Source organism: Rhizobium sp. Root1204 (assembly GCF_001424965.1).
Classification (GTDB): domain Bacteria; phylum Pseudomonadota; class Alphaproteobacteria; order Rhizobiales; family Rhizobiaceae; genus Pararhizobium.
The window spans coordinates 1-11724 of record NZ_LMCZ01000032.1 but is presented as its reverse complement, the minus strand read 5'-3'; the positions used below and the strand labels follow the sequence as shown (position 1 = coordinate 11724).

Here is an 11724-nt window from a genome sequence, read left to right as displayed (position 1 = left end):
ATGCCATGGGCCTATGCCGCGCGCATCAGAGCCTCACAATGAGCTCGTCAGATACTCTTCGGTGAGCTCATTTGACGGCCCGTAGATCAACCGAAAAATCTATGGGGCGTGGACGTCGCATACCGAAATCCTTTTTCGGTCGCTGTTGATGATTGCGTCTGCACCGTTGTGCTGACCAAATACCTACTGCTCCAAGATCGGAACCGCACGTTATGCGTTGTTAGACGTCATTAGCCGCTAACAGCACCGCCTGTGATGAGAACGCTCATATCAAGCTGCCGAAGTCCCTTGAACCAAGGGTTTCAAGGCCGAATGCTGGAGGGCGTGAGCGAATTATGAACATCTAACAACGCCTAACGTGCCCACCGCGTGGTCGGGGCGTATCCCTTGAAGCAGCACAGTCGTGCAAACGATCAACCTGTTTCCGAGGAGAATGATCATGCCCGTAATCAAGAGTGACGTTATCGATGAAGACCGCCGTCGCCTTTTGGGTGCCGCAGCATCCGGGCTCGCCGCACTTGGCATTGCCAGCTTGCTTCCCGCTTATTCACGGGCCGCTCCGGGCTCTGTTGCTATCCGCCCGTTCCAGGTGAACGTTCCGGAAGCCGATCTCGACGACCTTCGCTATCGTCTTGCTCACACACGGCTGCCGGAAAAAGAAACCGTCGGCGACTTCACCCAGGGCGTACCGCTTAAAACCACCAAGCAGGTGCTGGATCACTGGCAGAACAAATACGACTGGCGCAAGGCCGAGGCACGGATCAATGCCGTCCCGAACTTCATCACCGAGATCGATGGCCTGGACATCCATTTCATCCACGTCCGCTCCAGGCACGAAAACGCGCTTCCGCTGATCGTCACGCACGGATGGCCGGGCTCGATCATCGAGCAGTTGAAGATCATCGGACCGCTCACCGACCCGACCGCGCACGGCGGCAGCGCCTCGGATGCGTTCGATGTCATCATTCCGTCGTTGCCGGGGTACGGTTTCTCAGGGAAGCCGGAAGCAACCGGCTGGGGACCCGAGCGCATCGCGACCGCCTGGATCACCTTGATGCGTCGCCTGGGTTACACACAGTTCGTCGCGCAGGGCGGGGATTGGGGCGCGGTCGTCACCGATATGATCGGCGTGCAGGCTCCACCAGAACTGCTTGGTATCCATACCAACATGCCCGGCGCAATTCCGAATGAGATCAACAATGGTTCGTTCGTTGGAGCGCCTGCGCCAGCCGGGCTTTCAGATGAAGAAGAGTCCTCATACGATCAGCTGGTGTCATTCTACAAGAATGTCTACTACGCATTTCTAATGGGTACGCGTCCCCAAACCCTCACTGGTTTGTCGGACTCTCCCATCGCACTTGCTACTTATATGCTCGATCATGACAGGGCGAGCCTGGAAATGATCGCGCGATCATTCGACGGCCACGACGAAGGTCTCAGCCCCGACGATGTCCTCGACAACGTGACGCTGTTCTGGCTGACCAACACAGGCGTGTCCTCCGCTCGCCTTTATTGGGAGAACAAGCTCGCATTCTTCGCTCCAAAGGGGGTCAAGGTGCCGGTCGCCGTCAGCGTCTTCCCCGACGAGCTTTACCAGACGCCGCGTGCTTGGGCCGAGAAGGCCTATCCGAACCTCGTGCACTACAACAAGCTTCCTAAAGGCGGACACTTTGCAGCTTGGGAACAGCCGAAGTTCTTCACGGAGGAAGTTCGGGCTGGATTTCGCAGTCTTCGCAAAGCTGGATGAACTGGGAGCTGGAGCCCAACGGGCTCCAGCGTCCTTGAAAGGGTACGCCCATGACCAAAACCATGCATCTGCTTCATACCGGAATCACCGAAACCACGGGCGGCCGCAAGAATGGTGTCGCCCGCAGTTCCGACGGAATGCTCGATATAAGGCTCTCAGACCCCAATTCACACCGTATTGGGACAAATCCTGAGCAACTCATGGCCGCCGCCTGGTCGGCCAGTTTCGCAAGCTCCGTCGTGAAGGTCGCGCGAGAGACCGGAGTGAATCTGTCCTCCAACGTGAAAATCCACACTGAAGTCGACCTGTCATCGGACGAGGATGGATCAATCCTTGGCGTTCGGCTCTTCGTCCAACTTCCTGGTCTCGAACGAGCCGTTGCCTTGACGGTGGTCGATAAAGCGAACCGGATTTGTCCGTTTTCTAAAGCCACCCGAGGTAATGTCGAGGCTGTATTCGAGGTCATGTGATTGGCGCTAGTTGCAGCGTTTCACCACAATAGCGCCAGCTTTACGTATGGAGTATAAGGAACCTCTCGGGGAAGAGGGGCAGAGCCATGAACGCGGTCAATGCCAAAGCAGAAAGCCTTTCGTTCGGTCCGTTCAATTTGAGCGTCGGCCAAAGGCTTCTGGCGAGAGACGGTGTTCCGGTTGACCTTGGTGCCCGGGCCTTGGACTTACTGGTCGCTCTTACGCTAGCGCCTAATGTAGTGGTCAGCAAACAGGAACTGATTTCCCAGGTCTGGCCTGATGTCATCGTTGATGAAGGCAGCCTGCGTTTTCACATGACGGGGCTGAGGAAAGCGCTGGGCGATGGCCAGGACGGCGCACGTTACATCACCACCGTCGCAGGAAGGGGCTATTGCTTCGTCGCCCCCATCTCTCGGTCCAGTCATCTACGACAGGATGCCGCCGCGTCCGATTTCCGTCACGCCCTCCTGCCGGGTCGGCTTGATCGCATGGTCGGACGGGACGAGGATGTTATCACTCTTGCCGAAAAACTGATGGCGTCGCGGATGGTCACCATTGTCGGTGTCGGCGGTGTAGGGAAGACTACCGTTGCGACCGCCGTAGCCCATCAACTCTCTCCATCATTCAGCGGGGCAGTCCTGTTCGCTGACTACGGCATGTTGAGCGATCCGGGATTGGTCCCGGCTGGGATTGCTTCGATGCTTGGCTTGACCGTCGGCTCCAACGATGTAAGGCCGAGCTTGATTGCCTATCTCCGGGATAAGCAAATCATGCTGGTTCTGGATACCTGCGAGCATCTGATCGATGCCATTGCCGATCTCGCAGCGACCATTATCGACGCCGCGCCACACGTCTTCCTCTTGGCTACGAGCCGCGAAGCACTGAGAATTGAAGCAGAAAGTGTCTACAGATTGGATACTCTGGCTTGCCCGCCGGATGATCCGGAGCTTTCGACGGAGGAAATTCTGGCATATCCAGCGACGAAACTGTTTGTCGAGCGTGCTGTGGCGAGCGGAGCAACGCTTAAACTTAACAGCGAGGATGCCCGGGTCGTTGCGAGCATTTGCCGTAAGCTTGACGGCATGGCTCTCGCCTTGGAACTCGCTGCCCGACGTGTCGAGAGTTATGGTCTCCACCAAACCGCACGGCTGCTCGATCAGCACCTGACCTTGGGATGGGCTGGATCACGGACTGCACCGCCGCGACAAAAAACGCTGCAGGCAACGCTCGACTGGAGTTTTGGGCTTCTCACCGACATCGAACGAACGGTGCTTCGGCGGCTGGCGGTCTTTGTCGGTGACTTCACCCTCGACGCCGCGCTTGAAGTGCTCTCAAGTTCCGACATTCCTGCTTCAACGATCTTCGATGCAATTGATAACCTCGTCGCCAAGTCGCTTCTTGCTACCCATCCGTTGGGGGCGACGATGCGCTACCGCTTGCTCGACACGACACGGGCGTATGCTCTTCAATGCCAGACGGTAGAAGACCGCAAGGGTTTGAATGCGCGTCATGCAACGTACTATCAGCGATGGCTGGAGCAGTTTGGACCGGATTGGCCGACATTGTCGACCGGTCCGGAGCGACTGCCGTATTTTGTCAGCATCAACAATGTTCGAGCGGCATTGGAATGGGCATTCGGTGAGCAGGGCGATATCGCCGTCGGCATTAGGCTTGCGGCCGCCGCTGTTTCGGTATTCCAGGTGATGTCGCTTTTCCCTGAATGCCAGCGCTGGTCGCAACGCGCACTCCTGGCTGTAGTTGAGGAATTCAAGGGTGGCGCGGAAGAAATGCACCTTCAAGCAGGTCTCGGAATATCCCAAATGTATATGCAGGGCGGGCGGGACACTCCGCAGATCGCGCTCCGTCGTGCGCTATCCATCGCAGAGGAGCGGGGGAATGCGATTGATCAGCTACGCATTCTGGGTCCGCTGCACATGTTTAACATGCGGGTTGGCGATTTTAACGCTGCGCTCGAATATGCACGCCGTTGCTCGTCAATCGCTTTCACTGTCGATGATCCCGCCACCGTAGGTCTAGGCCACTTTTTCTTGGGAAATTCGCTGCATTTTACGGGCGATCTTGGCAATGCCCGAATAGAGCTTGAGGCCGCAACGAGGAGTGATCCGCAGCCACGGCGAACCCCGGCGAGCTACGTTGGCTTTGAAGGAAAGCATCTTGCTGGCGGAATTCTAGCTCGAAACCTGTGGCTACAAGGTTTTCCAGACCGAGCCGACATCCAGGCGCGGAAAACGATCAACGACGCGGCAAAACTGGATCATTCCCTGACACTGTGCATCGCGCTGCTGGGGGGCATTGCCGTATTTCTCTGGCGGGACGATGTGCAAAGTGCGGAAGAGCACATTGAGTGGCTCGTTTCTCGGGCAGGACTTAACTCACTGTCTCCGTATGTGTCCGTGGCTCGGGGTTTCGAAGGGGAACTGGCCATCCGACGCGGCGACGTAAAACTTGGAATCGACACGCTCCGGCGATGCATCGAAAAGCTTCATACCTCCACCTACGAGGTGTTTACGACGATGCTGGAACTATCTCTAGTAAAAGGACTGGCGGTGATCGGCGAGTACGAAGAAGCCTTCGCCAGGATTAATCAGACAATCGAACTCGTAGAGAGAAACGGAGACCTCTGCTATTGGCCGGAGTTGCTCCGCGTGAAAGCAGCCCTGCTGTTGGCGACACAGGCCACGAATGATGCGGAGGCCTGCTTGGTCTCATCGATTGAGAAGGGAGCCGAAATGGGCGCAAACGCTTGGGAATTGCGATCAGCGACCGACCTCGCTGCGCTCTGGATCGCAGATGAAAGGCTCCGTGATGCGAGATTGTTGCTGGAACCGGTAATCGAGCGGTTTGACGAAGGGTTGGAGACGGCGGATGTGGCAGCCGCTAGAAGCATTCTAAAAAAGCTGTCATAGAAATTTCGCATTTTGGGGTGATGGGCGAGACCGGAGTGCGCACCAGATTTCGATCAGCCCAATTGAAGGACTTGCACCAGCCGCACGTAAGGTCAATCTTTTAGACGTCAAATGTGGCTATTGTCATAGACGACCGCACGCTGTTTCAGTTGCCTCTGCCAGGGCGGTCGTCTTTCTAAATCAGGTTATGTATTCGGTTGCGTGCGATGATCAACCTTCGGCTCTTTGGTTCACGACAGACGTCGCAATCGTCGTAAGTGCCAAATCGGTGGCCTTTTCCTCTTCGAGCGTTGACTGAAGTATCTCGGCAGCTTCCTCATAACCAAGTTCCAGTGCCCAAGTGCGAAGCGTGCCGTACCGTGACATTTCATAATGTTCGACGGCTTGGGCCGCCGCCAAGAGACCGGCATCGAGAGCAGGGGAACCTTCGTATTCTTCCATGATCTCGGCTCCTTCGTCGGTTATGCCGAGAATGGCGTCACAGGGCTTGGCATCTGGCTCGGCTCCAATGACATTGAAAATTGCTTCCAAACGGGTCACGTGGATTTTCGTCTCGTCGAGGTGTTTGCGGAATGCTGACTTCAGCTGCTCATTCGTCGCCGCTTGCTCCATTATCGGAAGGGTACCTACGATCTTCTGCTCAGCGAAATAGACGTCCCTTAGTGTGTCGAGGAAAAGGTCTTCGAGCAACTTTGCCATGTTGAGTTTCCTTGAAATAGTTCACCCGACAGCCGGGTAACTTCATGCTGACAACCCGCCGACCAGATCATTGTTCCACCCGAAGGAAACCCTATCGGCCCAAGCAAGCGCTTTGAAAAGCCGCCTCTTGAAGACCCGTGAATCCGCGACATCTCTACAATTGGAGGTGACCATGCAAAACGACTGGACACGACAGCGAGGGCAGCGCAGCACGGCCATTTCGGTGGACGAATTCGCTAGGAGATACGGATTGGCGAAAGAAGAGGCCGAACGTCTCTTCAAGATTTCCGGCCCCTCCGAGACCGACTTGAGGATTCTCATGGCCGCGAAGGGCATTCCGCCAATTTCAGTTTCCACCGACCCGGTGGGAGGTTGAAGCGTCCGTCCGCCTTATCAAAGCGGCGTTCACTCAATTCAGCCATCAAGAGTCGATGATGCTGACGCTCCACAGTATTGGGGCCGCCACTGTCGTTCTTAGCTGTTGACGATCACTGATTTGCAGTACGCTCCATAAAACTGGATTCGATTGGATACGGATGGGCTACCTTACTTCCATCGCCAGCAGAACGTTGGACCTTCTTCATGGAAAGAGCGTGGATCAGTGCGGCGCGATCTGTTTTCGCGCTCGTTCTGCTTATTTCAAGTCGTGGGACGAAGCGATGGGTCATTCCAAAGGGCACTCTCGAACTCGGCGAAAAGCCTCACAAGTGTGCCGAGCGAGAGGCAGGCGAGGAAGCAGGCATAATCGGCAAAACCGACAAAGCTTCGATGGGGTACTTCACCTACGTGAAAGAGGCCGGAACACCGCCTTATATCTTCAATGTATTCCGTTTGCGCGTGGAATCGGTCGCCAAGCGCTTTCGTGAGGAAGGTCAGCGCGAGTACCTTTGGGTCCCACCTGGCGAGGCAGCGCATATGGTTCAGGAGCCGGAATTGCAAAGCATCCTTCGACGCTTCGCTAATGAGGCCGGGACAACCAAGAAATTTACTTGAGATACCATCTATCCCAATGCTCGCGTGATGATCGAGGACAATTGAGGACATTAGTGCCCCGGCGCTACGAATGCCTTGTGATCATTCTTACCGGCCCGGACGCCGGGTGTGATGGTAGGACATATAGCATTGACCCCTCGTCGGGTCCTAACTTCGCCATGCCTTAATAAGCGGCCCAGACGGACCTTGAACCGGGTCAGTATCCGGAAGGCGCAGACCCGAAATCCTGGATAACATCTCGGGTGAGGGCGGGGCGATCTGTATGTCGGCACGCTGACCAACTGGGTATGCGCCAACGACCTCGAAGTCTGGCGAGCTTCCTAGGTTCATATGCCCTGTTCCGGCGGGCAAAATGAGGCAATTACCTGGCACGACTTCAATTGCGCGCCCATCTGGTCCCCCGATTAACAAGGTCGCGTTTCCCTGACCGACACCTAAGACCTCGTGGGCATCGGAATGATAGTGCTGGTAGTCGAAAACGCCGTTTCTCCAAATGCCAGTCCATTGCTTTATTTCGAACAGCTCCTCAAAACCGTCCGACGACGGTTTATTTGGTAAGGCGTTCTTATAGATCAGAACCGGGAGCCTCGGGTTGTTCGGGACCCATCCACTGGCGGGAAAAATGATCTTCTCGAACTCCATGTAGGCATTCCCTCCTTAGTAGAACACACTGGTTCAGACACTACCCGCTGTTATTCGCCTTTTGGCTCGTCGCTCTCATCGTTGAGTGAGGGAAGGAAGCTTTCTACATCACGTTTTTCACGGTCCGATAGTGAGGAGATGCGCTCGTTCCAAAACTTGGCAGCCTCCGGCGTGTCGCCTTCCCAATCTCGCGATGAGCCAAGGTTGTCGTCGATCACTGCTACACGGCGACCGCCTAGTCGCCGATATTCGTCTGCGAGGTTCTTCGATGCGTTTTCCACATTTTCCTCCTACGTTGAGCCGCGCTCGGAGCGACTGTCTGACTGGAGAACGAGGCGCGTAGCCATCTGTTCCCGGAATTCAAGTACGGTGTATGTCTACCGCCACCTTGGGGGCACGGAGAGCATGCAGGCCTGGGCCACCTGGGAGATGACGGATATTAGTCCGCGAAGGTGGTCGGGTCTGCCGACGACCGAACGCCGTGTGTGGACAGTGGGAGGGGGGATGCCGTATCAGAGGAACAACCGGCAGCTCCAGAACATTGCAGACGGCAATGAAACAAACGCGGATCGACGACGTGAAGCCCCATCAACGCATCTTTTTCACCCAGTTTGCCGTTGCCGTGTCTCTTGGCGGATTGATTGCGAGGCTTCCTGACCTTCAGACAAAGTTCGGGTTGAGCGAAGGGCAGCTGGGAATTTTGCTAATTTCGCTGTCTTCGGGAGTGCTGACCGGTCTCACATTCTCCGTCAGGTTGGTAGAACGCCTTGGCGCGAAATGGTCAGCGCTCGTCTCGGTCTTAGGTGCATCATTGCTATTTGCGATCATCCCCTGGATGCCTTCCGCGCTCTCGGCAGCTCCCTTGTTCTTTGCTGCTGGCATTCTCACTGGAATGTTCGAGATCAACTCGAACATCGAGACAGATCGACACGAAGCCTTTTTGGGATACAGGATAATGAGCCGCGCCCATGGTTTATGGAGCACGGGCTTCTTTCTCTCGGCCTTGGCAGCCGCTGCGTTCCGGCAGGCCGACGTTTCCATCGAAGTTCACATGTTGGTCGTAGTTGGGTGCATTTTGCTCGCGGGGACATTCGTGCTTCCCAGCGTCGAGAGCGCACCGCTACGTTTTGACCAACAGAGCGGAAAAAATCCGCTGATCTCATTCCCAACAATTGGATTGATGCCGTTGTGCTTGGTCGGCGCTGCTCCGCTTCTTGCCGAGGGTGCAAGTGTCGACTGGTCGGCAATCTATATGCGCGACGTCTTTGATGCCGCGCCGTTCATTGGAGGCCTTGGCCCGACGATCTTTTCGCTGGCAATAGCGCTGGGGCGGCTTTTCATGGACCCCATGGTTGACCGCTACAATCCAAAAGATGTTGCCGTTGCTCTTCTTGGGATCGCCACCATAGGCCTCGTGACGGTGGCAATCGCCGCCCACCCAACTATCGCGCTTGTTGGCTTCGCACTCATCGGCCTCGGCTGCTCATCCATTTATCCTCTTGCGATCTCTGCTGCGGCACAGCGGACAGATCGCCCTTCGCCCGTTAACGTCGCGGCCCTCAGCCAGACGACGTTCATTGTTTTTTTCATAGGCCCGCCATTGCTTGGCTTTGTGGCCGAACATCTCGGTATCCGGATGTCCTATTGGGTTGTCATTCCCATAGTTCTCGCCGCAATCCTTGCCACGAGATCGTTGAAAACTCCCGCGTAGCGTGGTTAAAATTCACGCTCACAATAGCAAAAGGGGCACCCTGACGGATGCCCCTTCTGTTTAGAACAGCCTCGCGAGAACGAGAAGCCACGGAGCCAGGTGCACTCTGCACCCAAAGGCCATGCGGATACTCGTTCCGTCTGGCTGGCTGGCTTCGATAGCGATAAACACCGACATGCGGCGTCTCCTCTATCTATGCGGTGGACCTTGTTGTAGCCGCCACCCCGCACCAGACCAACGTTGAGGGTTTTAGTTTATGCCATTGGTGGACCCTCGGCACGCTCGGCTATTTCGGTGTTGCAACTGAGGTTGGCATTCAAAACCAGCATTTCAAGGCTTTGCTCTAAAGAATTTAAACGGGTTCCTACAGCGTCTACTTTCCGCTAGAAGCCCGGAGTTCGTTCCAAAGATGAAACTCCGACGCCAACTTTAACCTGCGCGCTAGCTTCGCCTCCTCTTGTATGGCCCTTTTTTCCGAAGCAGAAACCTTGGTCTGCTTTCTTGGCGGCTTTGCGACGGCTTTTGTCGTAATCCTAGCCGACTTCGCCTTCTTGGCGGCCGCACGCACTTTTGGCGAGCCTTTGAACCGAAACTCCACGTTTCCAGGCGAAAAACCCAATGCGGGATCGATAGGTGCGAGGTAACGCTTGCCGCCGTAAGTTGGGGTCATGTCCCAAAGCGCGGCTCGAAACAGCTCGCAGCTCTCTCGCCAGGCGGAATAGAAATATTCGCCAGACGATATGATGCGGTCGTACTCGTGTCGTAGGAAGGCTTCTTTGAGCATCCCGAAATCGTAACCGCAAATCTAGAACATTTCAAGAACGACATCCGAGCCCTCTTTCTGGAACTGTCGAGATTGACGCGGCTAAAAGCCATGTACTTTTAGGTGGTATGGTGTGCCAAACCCCGGAACGTACCTGACTGCATCTTGATTTCGCGCCGAATTTTCTCGGACGCGCTTTTTGAGAGGCGTGTCCTGACAGTCGTAAAGATACTCGTCCATTCGTTTGCGCAAACTGCGCGAACGTCAGGGCTCGGCTTTCAACGCGTGTTTGGGTGTCGGCTCTAAAGCAGGTGGCTCGACAATTACCGCTGCGAACTCCACCGCATCCTCGGGTGAAGGCAGAAACAGCTTGCCTTGCCGCGCCATCGTCCTCCAGGTGGAAGGCGGTTAAGTATAAGACCATGGCACTCGGCGGCCTCATTTACCAACACGCCTGGCCGCAAGCTTTCCGAAACGATCCGAGCCTTGACATCGTCCGGCCAGTGCCGCTGCGGTTCAGACTTCCTGGTCATGAAAACCTCCGACGTAGTCTCCATGAAAAAACTCACTCTGATAGTCCATGAAACCGGATCGCAGATCGACCGAGTATGACCACGTGGGAAGCGGTGGTTGCCGCTTGTACCTCAGGACGGAGGGGCGAGGAGCCCGGTTCCCATACTTCCCGAGATAGCCGCTAACTGAAGTTTGACGAGCGCTTCAGACACGATGTTTGAGCGATATCCATTCGGCGGGCTCGCGGAGAATGGCTCACTTGCGATCTAGAGATAACGCATCCAAAATCTGTGTTGCGGGCAATCGTTTGTTTCGTTTACGCTCGTCGGTAAGCATTCCTAAATTCTTGAGTTTTATTTGCACCGCTTGCTTGGAAACCTCGAAGTAGTTCGAAAGACTCGTTAATAGTTGATCGTAGATCATGCTATTATATGGTTGGTCATCCACGAATACGTAACCATGACCCCTGTCCGAGATTTCTAACAGGTGACGAAACTCTGCGGTTTTTCGTTTGAAGACACCGTCAGGCAGGATTAGGTTGGAGGAGAAGGCGTTCGCCTGGTATTCAAGGCGTTCATAGTTCAAACTCTGCGCCGTCTCCTTGATGAGCAAGTCCTTTTCAACAATGGTCTCTGAACTGAGATACTCGCCATGTTTTAGATGGAAGTGTCCAATCTCATGACCAAGCGTAAAGCGTTCTCTGTTCCTATTTCCATGGGCATTTATAGTAATTAGCTTCCGGGTAAAATTTGCCGAACCCAACACAGGTATTCCGTCGATGTCTCGAATGTCCTGGTCGGAATAGTTTAAGCTGATCGAGAGTGCTGAGCAAATTCTCTCCAAATCAACAGGCCCGCCCTGGTACTCAATTTCCCCCAGTATATCTGTCACTGAGTGCTTAATAGCATCGTCGGAAATATACGGAATTGACGCGGAAGCGTATTCCCTTTCCATTTCCGGTTGCTCTGGATCAATGCTTCGCATCAACTGGCCGAAGCTGCTAAAAAATATACCATCACAAAACGCAGAAAATTTCAGCGATTTACGCGGATGATCGCTCTGAAAGATTTGTGACTCGATAAAACCGTGCTCTAGAGATAGGCCGCCATGACGGTCAGCAATGATTTCAAGGCCGCTTTGGTCGTATTTAACGATACCCATTGAACCGCGCCGGGTTTGCCGGAGGCTCCAACTTCTGAGAAAGTGGAGCTATCATGAGCAAGACAACGAACAAGTTTTCACCTGAAGTCCGTCAACGT

The 11724-nt window shown here is 54.9% G+C and carries 11 protein-coding genes; 6 read left to right on the top strand and 5 right to left on the bottom strand.

Going from position 1 to position 11724, the window contains the following annotated elements; translation table 11 throughout:
- Positions 1–439 precede the first annotated feature (439 nt).
- The 3 genes from ASC96_RS20980 (at position 440) to ASC96_RS20970 (ending at position 5144) form a co-directional block, all read left to right on the top strand.
- Entirely contained in the window at positions 440–1747 is a 1308-nt protein-coding gene (locus ASC96_RS20980; RefSeq protein WP_060505063.1) for an epoxide hydrolase family protein, read from the top strand.
- A 50-nt stretch (positions 1748–1797) separates the two neighbouring features.
- Complete coding sequence (locus ASC96_RS20975; protein ID WP_082512214.1) at positions 1798–2217, top strand: Ohr family peroxiredoxin; 420 nt, start codon at positions 1798–1800, stop codon at positions 2215–2217.
- An 86-nt stretch (positions 2218–2303) separates the two neighbouring features.
- Positions 2304–5144 (top strand): winged helix-turn-helix domain-containing protein, encoded by a 2841-nt coding sequence (locus ASC96_RS20970; protein ID WP_060505062.1) that lies wholly within the window; start codon positions 2304–2306, stop codon positions 5142–5144.
- 210 nt (positions 5145–5354) lie between these two features.
- On the opposite strand, the gene ASC96_RS20965 is transcribed toward ASC96_RS20970, so the two are convergent.
- Positions 5355–5843, bottom strand: coding sequence for a DUF892 family protein (locus ASC96_RS20965; protein WP_060505061.1), 489 nt, complete (start codon positions 5841–5843; stop codon positions 5355–5357).
- A gap of 172 nt (positions 5844–6015) precedes the next feature.
- Here ASC96_RS20965 and ASC96_RS20960 point away from each other — a divergent pair, with 172 nt between their 5' ends.
- Together ASC96_RS20960 and ASC96_RS20955 are read left to right on the top strand one after the other, a co-directional pair.
- A complete protein-coding gene (locus ASC96_RS20960) occupies positions 6016–6219 on the top strand; it encodes a hypothetical protein (RefSeq protein WP_060505065.1) in 204 nt (67 codons plus the stop codon).
- Positions 6220–6425: 206 nt separating this feature from the next.
- On the top strand, positions 6426–6836 hold the full coding sequence (locus ASC96_RS20955; protein WP_060505060.1) for an NUDIX hydrolase: 411 nt from the start codon (positions 6426–6428) through the stop codon (positions 6834–6836).
- 147 nt (positions 6837–6983) lie between these two features.
- Here ASC96_RS20955 and ASC96_RS20950 read toward each other — a convergent pair whose 3' ends face one another.
- On the bottom strand, positions 6984–7478 hold the full coding sequence (locus ASC96_RS20950; protein ID WP_060505059.1) for a hypothetical protein: 495 nt from the start codon (positions 7476–7478) through the stop codon (positions 6984–6986).
- A 50-nt stretch (positions 7479–7528) separates the two neighbouring features.
- The gene (locus ASC96_RS20945) at positions 7529–7759 is read right to left on the bottom strand and encodes a hypothetical protein (protein ID WP_060505058.1); all 231 of its coding nucleotides are present in this window, start codon (positions 7757–7759) and stop codon (positions 7529–7531) included.
- 296 nt (positions 7760–8055) lie between these two features.
- Here ASC96_RS20945 and ASC96_RS20940 point away from each other — a divergent pair, with 296 nt between their 5' ends.
- On the top strand, positions 8056–9189 hold the full coding sequence (locus tag ASC96_RS20940) for an MFS transporter (RefSeq protein ID WP_060505064.1): 1134 nt from the start codon (positions 8056–8058) through the stop codon (positions 9187–9189).
- 373 nt (positions 9190–9562) lie between these two features.
- Here the strand turns inward: ASC96_RS20940 and ASC96_RS20935 are convergent, their stop codons facing one another.
- On the bottom strand, positions 9563–9973 hold the full coding sequence (locus ASC96_RS20935) for a hypothetical protein (RefSeq protein WP_060505057.1): 411 nt from the start codon (positions 9971–9973) through the stop codon (positions 9563–9565).
- Between the two features lie 747 nt (positions 9974–10720).
- A complete protein-coding gene (locus tag ASC96_RS20930; protein WP_060505056.1) occupies positions 10721–11626 on the bottom strand; it encodes an ImmA/IrrE family metallo-endopeptidase in 906 nt (301 codons plus the stop codon).
- Positions 11627–11724: the final 98 nt, after the last annotated feature.

What these genes read in the sequence shown, in the direction of transcription:
- ASC96_RS20935 (WP_060505057.1), bottom strand. Translation starts at nt 9,973, where the DNA reads ATGCTCAAAGAAGCCTTCCTACGACACGAGTACGACCGCATCATATCG.
- ASC96_RS20980 (WP_060505063.1), top strand. Translation starts at nt 440, where the DNA reads ATGCCCGTAATCAAGAGTGACGTTATCGATGAAGACCGCCGTCGCCTT.
- ASC96_RS20965 (WP_060505061.1), bottom strand. Translation starts at nt 5,843, where the DNA reads ATGGCAAAGTTGCTCGAAGACCTTTTCCTCGACACACTAAGGGACGTC.
- ASC96_RS20970 (WP_060505062.1), top strand. Translation starts at nt 2,304, where the DNA reads ATGAACGCGGTCAATGCCAAAGCAGAAAGCCTTTCGTTCGGTCCGTTC.
- ASC96_RS20930 (WP_060505056.1), bottom strand. Translation starts at nt 11,626, where the DNA reads ATGGGTATCGTTAAATACGACCAAAGCGGCCTTGAAATCATTGCTGAC.
- ASC96_RS20960 (WP_060505065.1), top strand. Translation starts at nt 6,016, where the DNA reads ATGCAAAACGACTGGACACGACAGCGAGGGCAGCGCAGCACGGCCATT.
- ASC96_RS20975 (WP_082512214.1), top strand. Translation starts at nt 1,798, where the DNA reads ATGACCAAAACCATGCATCTGCTTCATACCGGAATCACCGAAACCACG.
- ASC96_RS20955 (WP_060505060.1), top strand. Translation starts at nt 6,426, where the DNA reads ATGGAAAGAGCGTGGATCAGTGCGGCGCGATCTGTTTTCGCGCTCGTT.
- ASC96_RS20950 (WP_060505059.1), bottom strand. Translation starts at nt 7,478, where the DNA reads ATGGAGTTCGAGAAGATCATTTTTCCCGCCAGTGGATGGGTCCCGAAC.